We start from the raw sequence: 17,106 nt of genomic DNA on the forward strand, positions 1-17,106 counted from the left end.
CGCGGCGTGACCGACAGCCTCTCCGCCTTCGCCGCCGCCAAGCTGGCCGACCTGGACGCCGCCCACCTGCGCCGCCGGCTGACGGCGACCCATCGCCTGGACGGCCTCTGGGTAGAGCGGGACGGGCGGCGCCTGCTGTCCTTTTCCTGTAACGACTATCTGAACTTGTCGCACCATCCTGCCGTGATCGAGGCTGCGGCCGCCGCCGTCCGCACCTATGGCGCTGGGGCCGGGGCCTCGCGGCTGGTGACCGGCGACCATCCGCTGCTGGGCGAGCTCGAGGTGCGGCTGGCCACCTTCAAGGGGACGGAAGCCGCCTGTGTCTTTGGCTCGGGCTATCTGGCCAATGCGGGCCTGATCCCCACGGTGGCGGGACCCGGAGATGGGGTGTTCGTGGACGAACTGGCCCATGCTTGCATCTGGGCGGGCGCGCAGCTGTCGGGGGCCAGGATCATCCCCTTCGCCCACAACGACACGGCCGATCTGGCGGCCAAGCTTGAGGTTGAGCGCGCCGGCCTGCGCCATGCCCTGATCGCCACCGATGGGGTCTTCTCCATGGACGGCGACCTCGCGCCGCTGGACGTCATCAGCGATCTGGCGCAGGCCCATGAGGCCTGGCTGCTGGTGGACGATGCTCACGGCCTGGGGGTCGTCGGGCAGGGGCGCGGGACCGCCGCCCTGTTCCCGCAGGCGCGGATCGACCTGGCCATGGGGACTTTCTCCAAGGCGGTGGGCGGTTATGGCGCCTATGTCTGCGCCAGCGCCCCGGTCATTGACCTGCTGCGCACCCGGGCGCGAACCTTCGTCTATTCCACCGGCCTGCCGCCAGCCAGCGCCGGGGCGGCCCTGGCGGCCCTGGAGATCATCGCCAGCGACGCAGGCCTCACCACCCGCCCCCTGGCCAAGGCCCGCCGGTTCACCAGGGCGCTCGGACTGCCGGACGCCCAGAGCCCGATTGTGCCCGTGGTGTTGGGGGATACGGCCCGCACGCTTGGCGCCATGCAGGCCCTGGAGGTCCAGGGCTTCCTGGCCGTGGCCATCCGTCCGCCCACCGTGCCGGCCGGGACCGCTCGCCTGCGACTGGCCTTCACTGCGGGCCACGACGACGCCGACATCGACCGCCTCGCCCAGGCCGTGGGCGCCCTGATGGAGACCGCCTGAATGCGCGCCCTGTTCATCGCCGGCGCCCACACCGACGTGGGCAAGACCTACGCCGCCTGCGCCCTGATCGCCGCCGCCCGCGCTCGGGGCCTGTCGGTCGAAGCCTTCAAGCCGGCGGTGAGTGGGATCGATCCCGCTGACTGGGCTGAGAGCGATCCTGGCCGCCTTCTGGCCGCGCTTGGCCTTCCCCTGACGCCCGCCAACCTCGAAGCCATGTCGCCGCTGCGGTTTACGGCCGCCCTGTCGCCGCCCATGGCCGCCCGGCTGGAGGGGCGGGACCTGCGCCTGCAGACCCTGGTCAGCCTCTGCCAGACCGCCCTGGCGGCCGGCTCGCCGGACCTGATGCTGATCGAAGGGGCCGGCGGAGTCATGTCGCCGCTCAGCGAGGACGCCACCAATCTCGATCTGATGGCGGCCCTGGGACTCCCGGTCGTCCTGGTGGGGGGCTCCTATCTCGGTTCGATCAGTCATACCCTGACGGCGGCCAAGGTGATCCAGGACGAGGGGCTAGACCTGGCCGCCGTGGTGATCAGCCAGGACGCCAGCCCGCTGGCGCCGGATTTCACCGAAACGATCGGCGATGTGGCGCGCTTCCTGCCAGGCGTTCGCGTGGTTCCCGCCCCGCGCAACGGGCAGGACTGGGCCAGGACGCTTATCTGACACCGAGACGCCAAGGGAGCCGCCGAACATGTCGATCTCGCCCGCCTATCAGCCCGATCCGCAGTTCGTGACCCTGGGCGAGAGCTTCTTCGACCCCGTAGCCCCGGCGGACTTTCCCCAGACGATCCTGCGCTATCGCAATGACCGGGCCGCGGCGTCGGTGGGGTTGAGCGACCTCAGCGACGGCGAGTGGATCGCCCATTTCGGCCGGTTCGCGCCGCTGCCGGACAATCTGAAACAGCCCCTGGCCATGCGCTATCACGGCCACCAGTTCCGCACCTACAATCCCGACCTCGGCGACGGCCGCGGCTTCCTGTTCGCCCAGCTGCGGGAGGCCGGGAACGGTCGCCTGCTGGACCTCGGCACCAAGGGGTCGGGCCAGACCCCCTGGTCGCGCTCGGGCGATGGCCGGTTGACCCTGAAGGGCGGCGTCCGCGAGGTGCTGGCCACGGCCATGCTGGAGGCCCAGGGGGTTCCCACCTCGCGCTCCTTCTCCCTGGTCGAGACCGGCGAGGCCCTGGAGCGCAATGACGAGCCGAGCCCGACCCGCGGGGCTGCGCTGACTCGGCTCTCGCACAGCCACATCCGCTTCGGGACCTTTCAGCGCCACGCCTTCGAGGAGGCGCCCGAGCGCATCGGCGCCCTGATCGACCACGTCATCGCCCACTACTATCCCGAGCTTGAAAGCGCGGTGAATCGCCCGGCCGCCCTGCTGGGGGCGGTGAGCGGACGGATGGCGCGGCTGGCGGCGTCGTGGATGGCGGCGGGCTTCGTCCACGGGGTGCTCAACACTGACAATATGAACATCACCGGCGAGAGCTTTGACTACGGCCCCTACCGGTTCCTGCCGCGCAATGATCCCAATTTCGTGGCCGCCTATTTCGACCACAGCGGACTCTACAGCTTTGGCCGGCAGGCCGAGGCGGTGTTCTGGAACCTGCGGCAGCTGGGCGGCTGTTTCTCCCTGGTCAGCCCGACAGAGCCCCTGGTCGAGGCGCTGAACGGGTTCGCCGGCGTCTACCGGGCCGAGCTGGCGGCCGCCATGCGCCGCAGGCTCGGGGTGCGCAGCCAGGGGACCGAGGCCGATTCCAGCCTCGCCCAGGCGGCGTTCCAGGCGCTGGCGGCCGGCGGCGAGCCCTTGCGCTGGGAGCCCTTCTTCTTCGACTGGTTCTGCGGTGATGAGGCCCGCGCACTGGCCGGCGTCCGCGGCGACATCTATCGCCAGGAAGGCTTTGCGGACTTCCGTGCGCAGCTCGCGGGCTTTGAACCCGTGCGACCCGACGCCCTCCAGCACCCTTATTTCAACGCCCCCGAACCTCAGGAGCTGATCTATGAGGAGATCGAGGCGATCTGGGCGCGGATCGATCAGGCCGACGACTGGAGCGCCTTTGACGCCAAGCTCGCCGCCATCGATACGGCCCGCCAGGCCTATGGGCTGAGCGACGCCTAGAGGGGCTTGGGCGCATCGGCGACGGGGACCCGCGGCGGCCTGGCTGACCACTGGGCCAGCGCCACCCCGGCCAGGGTGACGGCGCCGCCCAAGGCCTGGACTGGCCCGAGCGCCTCCGCAAACAACAGCCAGCCGGCGGCGGCGGCCACCACGGGCTGGATCAGCACCACGACTGAGGCGGTGGCGGGCGGCAGACGGCCCAGGGCCCAGGCGATGGCGCCCTGTCCCGCCACGTGCAGAACGCCCAGTCCCGCGCAGGCCGCCCAGCCGCCGAGGCTGGCGGGGATCACGCTCTCGCCCAGCAGAAGGGCCGCGCCGAGCAAGAGGGGCGCGCCGGTCAGGCTCGACCAGAACATGATCTTCAAGGCCGCCTCTGTCCGCCGCGCGGCGCTCACCGCCAGGAAGTAGAAGGCGTACCAGAGCGCCGTGAGGGCGGCCGCGGCGTTGCCGAGGCCAGGGGCTGGCCCCACGGCCCCGCTGCGGGCGGCGGCCATGGTGAAGGCGCCGACGAGCGCCAGGGTCACGGCCAGCAGGAAGAGCTTGCGGGGCGTCTGTCGCAGAAAGATCCAGGCGAAGGCCGTCACCACCACCGGCGTCAGATTGGTCAGCACCGTGGCGTTGGCCACCGAGGTGAGCGCGATGCCGTAGTGCCAGAAGCCGAGGTCCAGGGCGAACATCACCCCGGCGACCATGGCCAGGCGCGAGGGCGCGCGTCCCAGCCCTGCGCCCGCTCGGCGCGTCATCAAGGCCAGGAGCGGCAGGGCGAAGGCCAGACGCCAGAAGCCGGCGGCGGCTGAGCCCGTGTCGGACAGGCGCACCAGGATCGGTACGAACCCGATGACGACGGCGCCGAAGATCAGCACCGCCAGGGCGCGGCCGTCGCTGCTCTGCGGGGCTTGCGGGGTCGTCACAGGCCCATCTCCCGGCGCAACTGCTCGGGCGTGAGGCCCGCGGCGCGCAGCGCCTGCAGGGTTTCGGCCCGGTCACGCTTGGCGTAGCGCTTCCCGTCCGGCCCCGCCAGCAGCCAGTGGTGGCGATAGACCGGGGTCGGCAGGGCGAGCAGGGCCTGCAGCAGCCGCTGGACATGGGCGGCTTCGAACAGGTCGCAGCCGCGGATCACGTGGGTGACGCCTTGCAGGGCGTCGTCCACCACCACGGCCAGGTGATAGGCCACCCCCACATCCTTGCGGGCCAGGACGACGTCACCGCCGAGCTCGGGCCGCGCTGCGATCAGGCCGGTTTCGTCTTCTGGTCCGGCGCCCTCTTCCTGGAAGGTGAGGTCGTCGAACCCGCCGAGCCGCGTCGCCGCGGCCTCAAGGGAGAGCCGCCAGGCGAAGGCTTCGCCCCGGGCCAGGCGTTCGGCCTCCTCATCGGCGGAAAGGGGCGCGCTGCGGAAGGTGTCCATGGCGCCGTGCGGGGCGCTGGCCATGGCCTGGGCCACCTCCTTGCGCGTGCGGAAGCAGCGGTAGACTAGGCCCTCGGCCGCAAGGCGCGCGAGCGCGGCCTCGTAGTCGTCCAGGTGCTCGGACTGGCGCCGCACAGGCTCAGGCCAGGTGATCCCCAGCCAGGCCAGGTCCTCGCAGATGGCCGCCTCGAACTCCGGCCGCGCGCGGGTGGCGTCGATGTCCTCGATCCGCAGCAGGAAGGTCCCGCCGGCCGCCTGCGCCGCCTGATAGGCCAGCAGGGCCGAATAGGCGTGCCCCCGGTGCAGCAGGCCGGTGGGGGAGGGGGCGAAACGGGTGACGAAGGGCGCGCTCACCCCAAGGGCTCTAACCCTAGAGGCCCTTGGCGAACACCCCCACATGGGCGAGCACGCCGCGCAGGAAGGCCTCCTCGCCGCCCAGGGCTTCCTTAAGGGGCTCGAACTGCTTGAAGCTGGTCATCTCGGCCAGGCCATGGGCGGCGCACCAGCAGGCGATGGTCGCCAGTTCCAGGCCGATCTCGTCTGAGGGGTCGGCCCCGGCGGAGATCAGCACCTCCCGGACGCGACGATAGGCGCTTTCCTCATTTTCCAGCACATGGGCGGGCATGTCCGCCTTGTCCCGGGAGCAGTCGTACATCACCCGGTAGAGGTCGGGGTGCTGGCTGGCGAAACAGACATAGGCCACCCCCAACTCCCGCACCCGGTCCGGCGGAGAGGTGTGGGCGTCGCGGGCCGCCTGAAAGGCGAGGTCCAGCTTCTCCCAGCCCTCGTGGGCGACGGCGTCGAGCAGTTCGCTCTTGTCCTTGAAGTGGTGATAGGGCGCGGCGGGGCTGACGCCAGCCTCCCGCGCCACGGCGCGCAGGGACAGGGCCTGGGCGCCTTCTTTCTCCAGGAGGCGGCAGGCGGCCTCCACCAGGGCGCGGCGCAGATCGCCGTGGTGATAGGGGCGCGACTCGGGGGCTTCAGATTCTCTCATTACCCCGAGTGTAATTCTCTATCTGATCGCCGTAAAGATCATCTTGACGTCGCTTAGATGTGCGCTATCTTAGCGTTGTTCAAATAAGAAACCCGCCCCCCTCCCCGGGGGCTCCAACTCACAAGGTGTGTGTCATGTCTCTCGCTTCCCTGTCGGCCGCCGAACGCGTCTTTGATCGCATCACCCCGGCCCTGTTCGTGGTGCTCAGCCTCGCCCTGGTGGGCGCGCTGTTCGGCGCCTTCGCCTGAGGGCGACCTTTTTCTCCCAGTCTGTCGCCTTGAGGGGGCCCCATGGGTCCCCTCTTTTTTTGTGGCTCCATCCCGCCGCACGACGCCATGGAGCCGTCACAGAATCGCGACTATGGTGAGCTGTCCCTGGTCTCCCAGGGCACACGAGAGGGAGGATCTGCGTCTTCAGTCTCAGTGCATTTGACATAGGGCGTTCAGCGCCCCCGAGGTGGGCGCTCCGGCGATGCAGGTGATCCAGCATCCCCCATCGGGCTGGCCTGCCCTCGTACTCAACGCCGACTATCGGCCGCTCAGCTATTATCCCCTGTCGGTCTGGCCCTGGCAGGAAGTGATCAAGGCGGTGTTCCTGGATCGGGTCGACGTGGTCTCGACCTATGACCACATGATCCGCTCCCCCTCCTTCTCCATGCGTCTGCCCAGCGTCGTCGCGCTGAAGAGCTATGTGACGCAGGACCGCCCGCCGGCCTTCACCCGCTTCAACCTCTTCCTGCGCGACGGATTCGCCTGCCAGTACTGCCGCTCGGGTGAGGACCTGACCTTCGACCATGTGGTGCCGAGATCCCGTGGCGGCCGCACCAGCTGGGAAAACATCGTCACCGCCTGCGCGCCCTGCAATCTCGCCAAGGGCGGCCGCACCCCGCAGGAAGCCGGCATGCGGCCGCTGATGGCGCCGCGCCGCCCCCAGGCCCACGAACTTCAGGAGCGCGGCCGCCGCTTCCCGCCCAACTACCTTCACCAGAGCTGGCTCGACTATCTTTACTGGGACATCGAGCTGGAGGCCTGAGGGCGGCCCCTAGCCGCCTGCCGCGAGGGTTTCAGCGACCGTTGCGGTAAAGGGCGTGGTGGGCCGGCCGATGAGGCGCGACAGCTGGCCGGAGCGGTCAAACAGGGCGCCCTTGGCCGCAGCCGCATCGGAGTCCGAGAGGAGCTCGGCCACCGGCGATGGTAGTCCCGCGCCGACCAGGGCGCTGCGGAATTCGGCCTGCGGGAGATGGACATAGGCCACCGGCTTGCCGGCCTGGCGGGCGATCTCGGCCGCGAACTCCGTCAGGGTATAGGCAAGGTCGCCGGCCAGTTCATGCACCACCTGCGGACCCGTGTCCTCAATCAGCGCCTGGGCTGCGGCCTCGGCATAGTCCTGCCGGGAGGCGCTGGAGATATGGCCGTCGCCGGCGCTTCCCAGCAAGGCGCCATGGGCCAGGGCGGCCGGGATCGAAGCGGCATAGTTCTCCGTGTACCAGCCGTTGCGAAGCAGGGTGTAGGACAGCCCGCTGGTCCGGATCAGGGCCTCGGTCTGCCGATGCTCCTCGGCCAGGCCAAGGCTTGAGGTGTCAGCCCGCAGGACGCTTGTATAGGCCAGCCGCTCGACTCCCGCCCGGCTCGCGGCCGCGATCACATTGCGATGCTGGGCGAGGCGGGCGCCCAGGGCGTTGGAAGAGATCAGCAGCAGCCGGTCTACGTCCTTCAGGGCGATATCCAGGGTCTCGGGGCGCTCATAATCGCCTTGGCGGACCTCGACACCTTCTGGAAACGGGGCGCTGAGATGGGCCGGGTCACGCACCAGGGCGACCACGGCGCGAGGGGGCAGACTCCTCGCCAAGGTTTCGATGACAAGGCGGCCGAGCTGGCCGTTGGCGCCGGTGACGGCGACGCGGAAGGAGGTGCTCATGGGAGTCCATCGGTCTCTTGTTGTTGATAAGGTCTCATTTAGAGACCTATAAGCGCCACCGTAAGACGGCACCGCGCCGTCGCCTGGTTACGCTGGGGTCACCACATGGACGCGCGCATAGCCCTGGGGCTTAAGTTCTCGGAATGGCTGGCCATGGGCCACGATCCCGGCGGCTGCCCCGTGCGCAATCTGCTGGACCGGCTGGGAGACCGCTGGTCGATGCTGTTGCTGTGCGCCCTGGCCCAGGGACCCAAGCGGTTCAGCGTCCTGGCCCGCGTGATCCCCGACATTTCCAAACGCATGCTGTCCCAGACCTTGCGCAGTCTGGAGACGGACGGGCTGGTCCTGCGGGATGTTCAGCCCACCGTGCCCCCCAGCGTGACCTACTCCCTCACCCCCCTCGGGGAGAGCTTCGCCAGCCCGCTGCTCGGCCTTGTGACCTGGGCCGAGGCCAATTTTGACGTCGTCCGAGCGGCCAGGGCCCAGGGGCGCTCGGACCCTGGCGACCTGAGCCAGCCTTCATCTCAGGTGAGCTGAACGGGGGAGACCGCTCACGCGGCTGGCGGCGTCCCAAGGTTGCGCGTTGCACGATCGCGTGGCGATGGTGCAGCTTCCGCTTGTGTTGCGGCGGCCGCTCCTCTTATTTCCCATGGCCCGGTGTTTGGGCTCATGGGGGGATTTCATGCTTCGGACTATTGTGATCGCCAGCTCTATGCTGGCGCTGAGCGCGTGCGCGACTGTCACGCGCGGGACCAACACCACCTGGACGGTTGAGACTGAGCCCTCGGGGGCGAGCGTCAAGACCAGCAACCAGTTCGCCTGCGACGCGACGCCGTGCACCTTCAAGATGCCGCGGAAGTCGGAGTTCGGCGTCACCATCAGCAAGGATGGCTACAAGACCTGGACAGGCCAGGTGACGACCCGGGTTTCGGGCGCTGGCGGCGCGGGCATGGCAGGCAATGTCCTGGTCGGCGGCGTGATCGGCGCCGGCGTCGATGTGGCCACGGGCGCCATGCTCGACCTGGATCCGAACCCGCTGGTCGTCAAGCTGGAGCCGCAGGACTAGACTAGCGATTGCCCTGACCAATGACGGGGCAGGGGCGAGGACGGCTGGGCCGTTCTCGCCCCACTTCGGCCCATCTGGGCCCCATAAGCGCAAGGCCCGCGGAGCCGCCACATGAACCTCCGCCGAGCTTGAGCGTTGGCCTCGACGGCGCGGTAGCCATTCTCGCCTGCGCCAGCCCCATGCGGGCGTCAGGGGAGGCCGCGCCGTTCTACGAACCCAGTCCGACAGGATTTTCCAGACGGCCCAGGGCTGAGTCATCGCCACCTTCGGCTGGTTCTATGTCGCCGCCGTCGCCGCTGGCGACGGGGCTAGGCGTCCTCACGCCGGGGGCAGCAGCCTGCGAATCGCCTCAACCAGGGTCTGGCGGTCAAAGGGCTTGGCCAGGGCCTCCTGGGCGCCCAGGGCCTTGGCGGTCTCCAGGATGGTGTCGGGGCTGATGGTCCGCCAGCCCCCCGACATGGCGATGATCGGCAGGCTCGGCCAACGGGCGCGAACCTCGCCGATGGTCTCCATCCCGTCTTGATCGGGCATGAATATGTCAACAACTACCAGAGAAATGGCCAGGTTCTGCAGGGACTGGATGGCTTGGGCGGCAGTCTGGGCGAGAACTGCCTCAAATCCTTCCAGGTGTAGATGTCCAGCAATGACCTGTAACAGTGTTACGTCGTCGTCGACCAAGAGTATCAAAGGTCGAATTGTCATGAAATTCGGCTCCAGCAATTGAGCCGCTTCTAGATGTGTTCGGATCAGCGCGCATGGCCGCTCGCCTCACAAGCGAGGGCTGCACGTTCTGCTCGCGGCCACCTAGACAGGCGTCGTGCCCCGATGGGCGAACTGCCAGAAGGCGGCCGCCGCCACGGCCACGAGCCCCGCCGCGAAGGTCACCGACAGGGCGCCGCTCTGGGTCAGCAAGGCCCCGCCCAGGGCGCCGCCAAAGGCCTGACCCAGGGCGGCTGACGAGCCGTTGAAGGCCAGGGCCAGCGGCGCCGAAGCCGGCGCCTTGGCGATCAGTCGGGTCTGGATCACCGGCATGATCGAGAAGAGCGAGGTGGAGCCGGTCAGCACCGCCAGGCCGACAATCCCGTATGCCAGAGCGCCGGGCGCGCCGGTCCGCGCGAGCTCCAGGCCATGCAGGGCCGCCGCCGCCGCCAGGCCGAGGAAGCCCAGAGTGACGCTGAGGCCGCCCGCCCCCCGGTCGGCGGCCCGCCCGCCGAGCGCCAAGCCCAGGAAGCTGCCCACGCCCACCAGCATCTGGAAGGCCGCCACGCCGGCGCCTGTGACCTCTACCTGCAGGCGCAGGATAGGGGCGATGTAGGTGGTGATGGTCATATTGGCCCCGAAGGCCAGGAAGGTGGAGAGGAAGAGCGGCAGGACGCCGGCGCCCCTCAGGCCCTGGCCGACGCCCGGCGCTGGCGGCGTCACCCGCGGGATGAAGATCAGGATGGCCGCCAGGGCGAAGGCGCTTAAGCCTGCCGAGAGCAGGAAGGTGGCCCGCCAGCCGAACGCCGCGCCTACCACGCTGCCCAGGGGAATGCCCATCAGGAAGGCGACCGTCATGCCGCCCATGACGATGGCCAGGGCCGAGCCCCGGCGCTCGGGCGGGACCAGGGCGCTGGCGGCGGCTGACGCCGCGGGGCCAGCCATGGCGCCGATGGCGCCCAGGACCGCGCGCAGAATCATCAGGGTTCCGTAGCCGGGGGTCAGCAGGCAGGCGAGGTTGAGCAGAACCGCGACACTGAGCGCGACGGTCAGCACCCGCTTGCGCTCGAACCGGCCCACCAGGAAGGCCAGAGGCGGCCCAGCCAGGGCCGACGTCAGGACATAGACGGTCTGCAGCTGGCCCGCCGCACCCACCGAGACCCCAAGCTCGGCGGCCATGGGCTCCAGCAGCCCCGCGAAGATGAAGGCGCCCGAGCCGAAGGCGAAGGTCGACAGGGCCAGGACGAAGATCTTGATGTTCATGGCCGGAGATCCGCAGGCGGTCGCGCGCGCCGGGCGCTGCAGATTATCCCCATGGCCGAACTCCCTGCCGGCGGTCTGGCGCCGCCTGATCATCGATCAGTAAGCCCGACTCAGCTGGGGTCAATCATAGGATTTCTGAGGGCTGGATCAGGCCGGGGCTGGCCTCAGACCTTTTCGCTGATCTTGATCGCCGTCCGACAACCGGCCTGGATCACCGCCGACAACAGGCCATAGCCCGGCGCCTCGCGGGCGCCTTCTTCGACGGCGAGGTCGCGGTGGGCCAACTCCTCGTCGCGGAACTTGGCCAACTCGGCGGCCAGTTCCGGATCGCGGTCGGCGAGCTCGGCCACCTGGCCGGCATAGTGTTTCTCGATCACCGATTCGACGGCCTCGGTGCAGGCATGGGCGGCCTTCTCGCCCATCAGGGCGGTGCCGGCGCCCAGGGCGAAGCCGGCCAGGCGCCACAGGGGCGTCATCACCGTCGGGCGCACCCCATGCTGGTTCAGAAGCGCGTCGAAGCGGGCCAGATGGACGGCCTCATGCCCCTCCATCTCCTCCAGCTGGGCGGCCAGGCGTTCCTTGCCCTTGGCGGCGCCCAGCACGGCGCGCTGGCCTTGATAGATGTGGACAGCCCCAAGCTCGCCTGCGTGGTCGACCCGCAGGATTTCCGCCAGCCTCGCCTGGACGGCGCCAGCGCCTGGGCGGGCGGGAATGGGTTTGTCGCTCATCGCTTGCCTCTCTCATAGGCCGCGGCGGCCAGGCTCAGCGCCGCGAGGATCAGGGAGATGACCGCGTTCCACCCGGCCATGGACAGGCCAAGGAAAACCCAGGGCGCGGTGTCGCAGGCCGGCGCGGTGATCGCCTGGCCCGCCAGCAGCCCGCTCATGGCGTCGAGGCTGACCGCGCCCCCGGACGAGGCGCAGGCGCTGGGTCCCGGCCACCACTTCCACTCCGCGCCCGCGTGATAGACGGCCACCGCGGTCCCCACCAGGAAGATCAGGCCCAGGACCAGGTTGAAGGCCGGCCGGAAACGCGCCCCGCCCTGCAGCCGCGTCAGGATCATGCCGGCCAGGGCGACGCCGGCGGCGGCCCAATAGACCTCCCGCTGCCGCAGGCAGAGCGTGCAGGGCGCCAGCTCGCCAAAGGTCTGGAAGCCGTGGGCTATGGCCAGCATGCCCGCCGAGGCGAGCAGGGCCGTCAGGCGCCAACGGTCGAGGATCGGATCGAGGGCTCGGATCATGGACGGCGATTGAACCGCACTTTCGTCAGCGGCGCTATAGGACGTTGGGGCCCACGCCGTGCAGGCTGGAGAATTCGCCGCCGCCGGCTTGTGCGAGACAGGGTCTTTGGTAGATAGTTGCATCTGATACTATCTCGCCGACGGGAGACCACCATGACCGCCCTTGCGACCGCCGCCACCACCGATCTGTTCGAGAACCCCCTGGGCACCGACGGGTTCGAGTTTGTGGAGTTCACCTCGCCTGAGCCCGAGCGCCTGGGCGGTCTGTTCGAGCTGATGGGCTTCACCGCGGTCTCGCGGCATCGGTCCAAGCATGTGGTCCGCTATCGCCAGGGCGACATCAATTTCCTGCTCAATATGGAGCCGTCGGGCCAGCCGGCCGACTTCCGCGCCGCCCACGGTCCCTCGGCCAACGCCATGGCGTTTCGGGTGCGGGATGCGGCCAAGGCGCTGGCCCTGGCGGTGGAGCGCGGCGCCACCGCGGTGCAGGGCCCGGTGGGACCGATGGAGCTCAATATTCCGGCCATCGAGGGGATCGGCGGATCGAACCTCTATCTGGTGGACCGCTACGGGGCCCAGGAAATCTATGACGTGGACTTCGTCCCCATCCCCGGCGCCGCCGAGCTGGAGGCTGAACGTGGGGTCGGCCTGACCTATCTCGATCACCTGACCCACAATGTGTTCCGCGGAAACATGGCCAAGTGGGCGGACTTCTATGAGCGGATCTTCAACTTCCGCGAGATCCGCTATTTCGACATCGAGGGCGCCCAGACGGGCCTGTTGTCCAAGGCCATGACCAGCCCCTGCGGCAAGATCCGCATCCCCCTGAACGAGAGCCGGGACGATCACTCCCAGATCGAGGAGTTCCTGAGGGACTACAAGGGCGAGGGCATCCAGCACCTGGCGCTCGGGACCGACGACATTTACGCCGCTGTCGAAACCATGCGCGAGCGCGGCGTCCGCTTCCAGGACACGCCGGAGACCTATTACGACCAGATCGAGTCCCGGGTGCCTGGCCACGGCGAGGACCTGCAGCGCCTGCGGACCGACCGTATCCTGGTGGACGGCGCCCCGACGCAGGGCCAAGGTCTGCTGCTGCAGATCTTCACGGAGAACATGGTCGGTCCGATCTTCTTCGAGATGATCCAGCGCAAGGGCAACGAAGGGTTCGGCGAGGGCAACTTCAAGGCGCTGTTTGAGTCCATCGAACTCGACCAGATCCGCCGGGGCGTGCTGCCGAAGAAGGACTAGACATGCGGACGTTTGCTTTGGCGGTGGTGCTGGCGAGTTTGGTGACGGGAAGTGCGATGGCGCAGCCGAAGTGGGCGATTGTGGTGCATGGGGGGGCGGGCGTCATCGAACGCGCCGACCTCACCCCTGAACAGGAGGCGGCCTATCGCGCCGCCATGACGAAGGTGACCCAGGCCGGCGGCGATGTGCTGGCCAAGGGCGGATCGGCCCTGGACGCCATCGAGGCGGCCATCCATCTGCTGGAAGACGATCCCCTGTTCAATTCCGGCCGGGGGGCGGTGTTCACCGCCGAGGGCCGCAACGAGCTGGACGCCTCGATCATGGACGGGGCGACCCTGAAGGCGGGCGCCGTGGCCGGCGTCACCCGCACCCGCCATCCCATCTCGCTCGCCCGGGCGGTGATGGAAAAGTCGCCGCACGTCATGCTGATGGGTTCCGGCGCTGACACCTTCTCGAAGGAGGCGGGCCTGGAGCAGGCCGAGCCTGCCTACTTCTTCACCGAGCGCCGCTGGCGCTCCCTGGAGAAGTTCCTGGCCGAACAGAAACTGCCGGTCCCGCCTAGGCCCACCGGCTCGGTGGTCGCCGATGAGGCCGCAGCCCTGGCCCATGACGAGGGCAAGTACGGCACCGTGGGCGTCGTGGCCCTGGATCAGGCCGGCCACGTGGCGGCGGGCACGTCGACGGGCGGCACCACGGGCAAGCGCTGGGGCCGGGTGGGCGACAGCCCGATCATCGGCGCGGGCAACTACGCCTCGGACGCCTCCTGCGCGGTCTCGGCCACCGGGACCGGCGAGTATTTCATCCGCCTGACGGTGGCCCGGGAGATCTGCGCCCTGGTGGAGCACAAGGGCCTGTCCCTGCAGGCCGCGGCCGATGAGGTGGTCCAGGAAAAACTCACCGCGCTCGGCGGCGACGGCGGCGTCATCGCCGTGGCGCCCGACGGCCAGATGGCCTGGAGCTACAACACCTCGGGCATGTACCGCGCCCGGCTGGCCGACGGCGAACCCCTGAGCGTGGGGATCTACAAGGACGAACCCTGATGGCGACCCGCAACTGGATCCCCGTGCGCGGGGCGCAAGGGACGCATTCGCGCCAGGCCCACGCCGACATGCCAGCCGGCACCTATGAGCGCGAGATTTCCAAGGAGGGCTTCTTCGGCCCCGCGGCCTTCCTGCATCATCCTAGGCCCCCCACCGGCTGGACGCGTTTCGAGGGCCCCCTGCGACCCCGGGCCTTCGACCTGGCGCGGCTGAACGAGCCCCAGGCCTCGCCCTGGAGCGCGCCGGTGGTGCTTCACAACGCCGCCACCGAGATCCGCTTCTGGAAGCTCGCCCAACCGATGCCGGGCCTGGCGCGCAACGCCGATGGCGACCAGCTGCTGTTTGTCCACCAGGGCGCCGGCGACCTCTTCTGCGACTATGGCCGCATCGCCTTTGTCGCCGGCGACTATCTCTATCTGCCCCGGGGGACCATGTGGCGCCTGGCGCCGGCGGAGCCCTGCGCCATCCTGACCATCCAGGCGACCAACAGCCACTTCACCCTGCCCGACAAGGGCCTGCTCGGCCCCCACGCCATCTTTGATCCCGCGATGCTGGATACGCCGGCGATGGACGAGGCCTTCCGCGACCACCAGGCGCAGGACGGCGAAACCACGGTCGCCATCAAGAAGCGCGGCCAGGTCTCGACGGTGACTTATCCCTACAATCCCCTGGACGCTGTGGGCTGGCATGGGGAGCTGGCGCCGGTGCGCCTGAACGTCAGCCATATCCGACCGGTGGTCAGCCATCGCTACCACCTGCCGCCCAGCGCCCACACGACCTTCCTGGCCGACCGGTTCGTGGTCTGCACCTTCGCGCCGCGGCCCTTCGAGACCGACCCCGGCGCGCTGAAGGTGCCGTTCTTCCACAACAATGACGACTATGACGAGGTGCTCTTCTACCACGCCGGCGACTTCTTCAGCCGCGACGGCATCGATGCGGGCATGATGACCTTCCACCCGTCGGGTTTCACCCACGGGCCTCACCCGAAGGCGCTGAAGAACATGCTGTCCCAGCCCAAGCCCGCCACCGACGAATATGCGGTGATGATCGACACCCGCGATCCGCTGGAGGTGGGCGAGGCCGCTGCGAGCGTCGAGAACACCGCCTATGTCGACAGCTGGAAGGCCCGATGAACGCTGCGGTTCATGACGACCTGGAGGCTGCCGCCCGGGAGGAGCTGACCCAGGCCTGCGATCTTGGCTGGCGGGCGCTTTCGCCCTGCACGCCGTGGGGCGACACCTTCGAGGGCTTCAGTCCCCAGGGCCGGCCGGTCTGCTTCGAGCGGAACTATATGTGGGAGGACAGCCCCGGCGGCGACATCCGCGTGGAGGTCCACGTCTATGAGCCCCGCGCCTTCGAGGCCGGTGTGCGTCTGGTGCAGACCCTGATTCAACAACAATCCTAGCCCTCAAGCGGAGACCCCAAGATGAAGCTCGCCTCGCTGAAGTCCGGCCGTGACGGCCGGCTGGTGGTGGTCTCCAACGACCTGGCCTGGTTCACGGACGCCGCCACGGTGGCGCCCACCCTGCAGGCGGCGCTGGACGATTGGGAGCGGTGCGAGCCCATGCTGCGCGCCCTGGCCGAGAGCCTGGAGCACGGCGGGGTGCCCAAGGAACGCTTCCATGAGCACGACGCCGAAAGCCCCCTGCCGCGGGCCTATCAGTGGGCCGACGGCTCGGCCTATGTGAACCATGTGGAGCTGGTGCGCCGCGCCCGCGGGGCCGAGATGCCGCAGAGCTTCTGGACCGATCCGCTGATGTACCAGGGGGGCTCCGATGGCTTCCTGGCGCCCCGCGACCCCATTCCGCTGGCCGATGAGGCCTGGGGTTGCGACCTGGAGGCCGAGGTGGCGGTCATCACCGGCGACGTTCCGCAGGGGGTAAGCCCGGCCGACGCGCTAAACCATGTGCGCCTGGTGCTGCTGGTCAACGACGTCTCCCTGCGCAACCTGATCCCCGACGAGCTGGCCAAGAACTTCGGCTTCTTCCAGTCCAAGCCAGCCTCGGCCTTCTCCCCTGTGGCGGTGACGCCGGACGCGCTCGGTGAAGCCTGGCGGGAGGGGCGTCTGCACGGCGCCGTCGAGGTGGAGCTGAACGGCGCGGTCCTGGGCTGCGCCGACGCCGGCGTCGACATGACCTTCGATTTCGGGACCCTGATCGCGCATGCGGCCAAGACCCGGGCGCTGGCGGCGGGCACGATCATCGGCTCGGGCACGGTGTCGAATCGCGGTCCGGACGGCGGTCCAGGAAAATCGGTGGCCGAGGGCGGGGTCGGCTATTCCTGCCTCGCCGAGGTGCGGACCGTCGAAACCCTGGCCCATGGGGCGCCCAGAACGCCGTTCCTCAAAACAGGCGATACGGTGCGGATTGAAATGCGCGACGGTCGCCGCCACTCGATATTCGGCGCCATCGAGCAGGAGGTCCAGGCCCTATGACCGCACCGTCCCGGCCCGAGCCGGCCGACACCACCGCCGGCCTCCAGCTGGACGCCTATCTGCCCTATCGCCTGTCGGTGGCCTCCAACGCGGTCAGCCGGCTGATTGCTCGAGCCTATGAGGACCGCTTTGGCCTCAGCATCCCCCAGTGGCGGCTGATCTGCGTCCTGGCGGAGGACGGGCCGATGAACCAGAGCGCCCTGGTCAGCCGCACCGGCATGGACAAGGTGACGGTCAGCCGCGCGGCCCAGGGACTGGCCAAGCGCCATCTGCTGGAGCGGTCCCAAAACGACCAGGATGGCCGCTCCCACGTGGTGGCGCTCAGCCTGGAGGGCGTGCGCCTGCATGCGGAGATCGCGCCCCTGGCGCTGGCCTATGAGGCGGCCTTGATCTCAGGCCTCGATCCCAGCGAGGTGGCCCTGCTCAAGCGGCTGCTGATGCGCCTGCAGGCCGCCGCCGGCGTCCTGGCCGGCGAACGAACCGAGGCGGGCTAGGGCTTCAAAGTGAGCGCGCGTTTTCTCCGATA

General features: G+C 69.0%; 20 protein-coding genes. 12 read left to right on the forward strand and 8 right to left on the reverse strand.

The genetic code is table 11. The features are described 5' to 3' along the window. Nucleotides 1–6: 6 nt before the first annotated feature. The 3 genes from bioF to Q8N19_RS08220 are packed head-to-tail and all read left to right on the forward strand — an operon-like array spanning nt 7 to nt 3,271. Nucleotides 7–1,161, forward strand: a complete 1,155-nt coding sequence (gene bioF / locus Q8N19_RS08210; protein WP_305589583.1) for an 8-amino-7-oxononanoate synthase — start codon at nt 7–9, stop codon at nt 1,159–1,161. Continuing rightward, the gene (gene bioD, locus Q8N19_RS08215) at nt 1,162–1,821 is read left to right on the forward strand and encodes a dethiobiotin synthase (RefSeq protein WP_305589585.1); all 660 of its coding nucleotides are present in this window, start codon (nt 1,162–1,164) and stop codon (nt 1,819–1,821) included. It begins immediately after the preceding gene. A gap of 28 nt (nt 1,822–1,849) precedes the next feature. Continuing rightward, nucleotides 1,850–3,271 (forward strand): protein adenylyltransferase SelO, encoded by a 1,422-nt coding sequence (locus Q8N19_RS08220; RefSeq protein WP_305589587.1) that lies wholly within the window; start codon nt 1,850–1,852, stop codon nt 3,269–3,271. Here Q8N19_RS08220 and Q8N19_RS08225 read toward each other — a convergent pair. Genes Q8N19_RS08225 through Q8N19_RS08235 form a run of 3 tightly spaced genes read right to left on the reverse strand, consistent with a single transcriptional unit; the run spans nt 3,268 to nt 5,670 of the window. Then, the gene (locus tag Q8N19_RS08225; protein WP_305589589.1) at nt 3,268–4,182 is read right to left on the reverse strand and encodes a DMT family transporter; all 915 of its coding nucleotides are present in this window, start codon (nt 4,180–4,182) and stop codon (nt 3,268–3,270) included. The genes Q8N19_RS08220 and Q8N19_RS08225 overlap by 4 nt on opposite strands. Further along, nucleotides 4,179–5,030, reverse strand: a complete 852-nt coding sequence (gluQRS, locus tag Q8N19_RS08230) for a tRNA glutamyl-Q(34) synthetase GluQRS (RefSeq protein ID WP_305589591.1) — start codon at nt 5,028–5,030, stop codon at nt 4,179–4,181. The genes Q8N19_RS08225 and gluQRS overlap by 4 nt, the downstream gene beginning before the upstream one ends. Nucleotides 5,031–5,046: 16 nt before the next feature. Then, a complete protein-coding gene (locus Q8N19_RS08235) occupies nt 5,047–5,670 on the reverse strand; it encodes a TetR/AcrR family transcriptional regulator (protein WP_305589592.1) in 624 nt (207 codons plus the stop codon). A gap of 471 nt (nt 5,671–6,141) precedes the next feature. Between Q8N19_RS08235 and Q8N19_RS08240 the strand changes: the two genes are divergently transcribed. Next, nucleotides 6,142–6,702, forward strand: a complete 561-nt coding sequence (locus Q8N19_RS08240) for an HNH endonuclease (RefSeq protein WP_305589594.1) — start codon at nt 6,142–6,144, stop codon at nt 6,700–6,702. Between the two features lie 9 nt (nt 6,703–6,711). Here Q8N19_RS08240 and Q8N19_RS08245 read toward each other — a convergent pair whose 3' ends face one another. Next, entirely contained in the window at nt 6,712–7,587 is an 876-nt protein-coding gene (locus Q8N19_RS08245; protein ID WP_305589596.1) for an SDR family oxidoreductase, read from the reverse strand. A gap of 105 nt (nt 7,588–7,692) precedes the next feature. On the opposite strand from Q8N19_RS08245, the gene Q8N19_RS08250 reads away from it, so the two are divergent. Both Q8N19_RS08250 and Q8N19_RS08255 read left to right on the forward strand, forming a co-directional pair. Then, nucleotides 7,693–8,124 (forward strand): helix-turn-helix domain-containing protein, encoded by a 432-nt coding sequence (locus Q8N19_RS08250; RefSeq protein ID WP_305589597.1) that lies wholly within the window; start codon nt 7,693–7,695, stop codon nt 8,122–8,124. 145 nt (nt 8,125–8,269) lie between these two features. Then, nucleotides 8,270–8,653, forward strand: a complete 384-nt coding sequence (locus tag Q8N19_RS08255; RefSeq protein ID WP_305589599.1) for a PEGA domain-containing protein — start codon at nt 8,270–8,272, stop codon at nt 8,651–8,653. Between the two features lie 318 nt (nt 8,654–8,971). On the opposite strand, the gene Q8N19_RS08260 is transcribed toward Q8N19_RS08255, so the two are convergent. The 4 genes from Q8N19_RS08260 to Q8N19_RS08275 all read right to left on the reverse strand — a co-directional run bounded on the left by Q8N19_RS08260 (nt 8,972) and on the right by Q8N19_RS08275 (nt 11,855). Further along, complete coding sequence (locus Q8N19_RS08260; RefSeq protein ID WP_305589850.1) at nt 8,972–9,355, reverse strand: response regulator; 384 nt, start codon at nt 9,353–9,355, stop codon at nt 8,972–8,974. Nucleotides 9,356–9,457: 102 nt separating this feature from the next. Then, the gene (locus tag Q8N19_RS08265; protein ID WP_305589600.1) at nt 9,458–10,615 is read right to left on the reverse strand and encodes an MFS transporter; all 1,158 of its coding nucleotides are present in this window, start codon (nt 10,613–10,615) and stop codon (nt 9,458–9,460) included. A gap of 164 nt (nt 10,616–10,779) precedes the next feature. Next, nucleotides 10,780–11,343, reverse strand: coding sequence for a demethoxyubiquinone hydroxylase family protein (locus Q8N19_RS08270; protein WP_305589602.1), 564 nt, complete (start codon nt 11,341–11,343; stop codon nt 10,780–10,782). Continuing rightward, the gene (locus Q8N19_RS08275) at nt 11,340–11,855 is read right to left on the reverse strand and encodes a disulfide bond formation protein B (protein WP_305589604.1); all 516 of its coding nucleotides are present in this window, start codon (nt 11,853–11,855) and stop codon (nt 11,340–11,342) included. The genes Q8N19_RS08270 and Q8N19_RS08275 overlap by 4 nt, the downstream gene beginning before the upstream one ends. 153 nt (nt 11,856–12,008) lie before the next feature. On the opposite strand from Q8N19_RS08275, the gene hppD reads away from it, so the two are divergent. The 6 genes from hppD to Q8N19_RS08305 are packed head-to-tail and all read left to right on the forward strand — an operon-like array spanning nt 12,009 to nt 17,074. Then, entirely contained in the window at nt 12,009–13,106 is a 1,098-nt protein-coding gene (hppD, locus tag Q8N19_RS08280) for a 4-hydroxyphenylpyruvate dioxygenase (RefSeq protein ID WP_305589606.1), read from the forward strand. Between the two features lie 2 nt (nt 13,107–13,108). After that, on the forward strand, nt 13,109–14,146 hold the full coding sequence (locus Q8N19_RS08285; protein ID WP_305589608.1) for an isoaspartyl peptidase/L-asparaginase family protein: 1,038 nt from the start codon (nt 13,109–13,111) through the stop codon (nt 14,144–14,146). After that, nucleotides 14,146–15,279 carry a homogentisate 1,2-dioxygenase gene (locus tag Q8N19_RS08290; protein WP_305589610.1) on the forward strand — a complete coding sequence of 378 codons (1,134 nt, stop codon included), beginning with the start codon at nt 14,146–14,148 and terminating at the stop codon, nt 15,277–15,279. Before Q8N19_RS08285 ends, Q8N19_RS08290 begins: the two co-directional genes overlap by 1 nt. After that, a complete protein-coding gene (locus Q8N19_RS08295; RefSeq protein WP_305589612.1) occupies nt 15,276–15,551 on the forward strand; it encodes a hypothetical protein in 276 nt (91 codons plus the stop codon). Before Q8N19_RS08290 ends, Q8N19_RS08295 begins: the two co-directional genes overlap by 4 nt. A gap of 21 nt (nt 15,552–15,572) precedes the next feature. Continuing rightward, nucleotides 15,573–16,580: a fumarylacetoacetate hydrolase family protein gene (locus tag Q8N19_RS08300; RefSeq protein WP_305589615.1), complete on the forward strand. Its 1,008-nt coding sequence runs from the start codon at nt 15,573–15,575 to the stop codon at nt 16,578–16,580. Next, nucleotides 16,577–17,074, forward strand: coding sequence for a MarR family winged helix-turn-helix transcriptional regulator (locus tag Q8N19_RS08305; protein ID WP_305589617.1), 498 nt, complete (start codon nt 16,577–16,579; stop codon nt 17,072–17,074). Before Q8N19_RS08300 ends, Q8N19_RS08305 begins: the two co-directional genes overlap by 4 nt. Nucleotides 17,075–17,106: the final 32 nt, after the last annotated feature.

The organism is Phenylobacterium sp. (genome assembly GCF_030693405.1).
Lineage (GTDB): Bacteria > Pseudomonadota > Alphaproteobacteria > Caulobacterales > Caulobacteraceae > Phenylobacterium.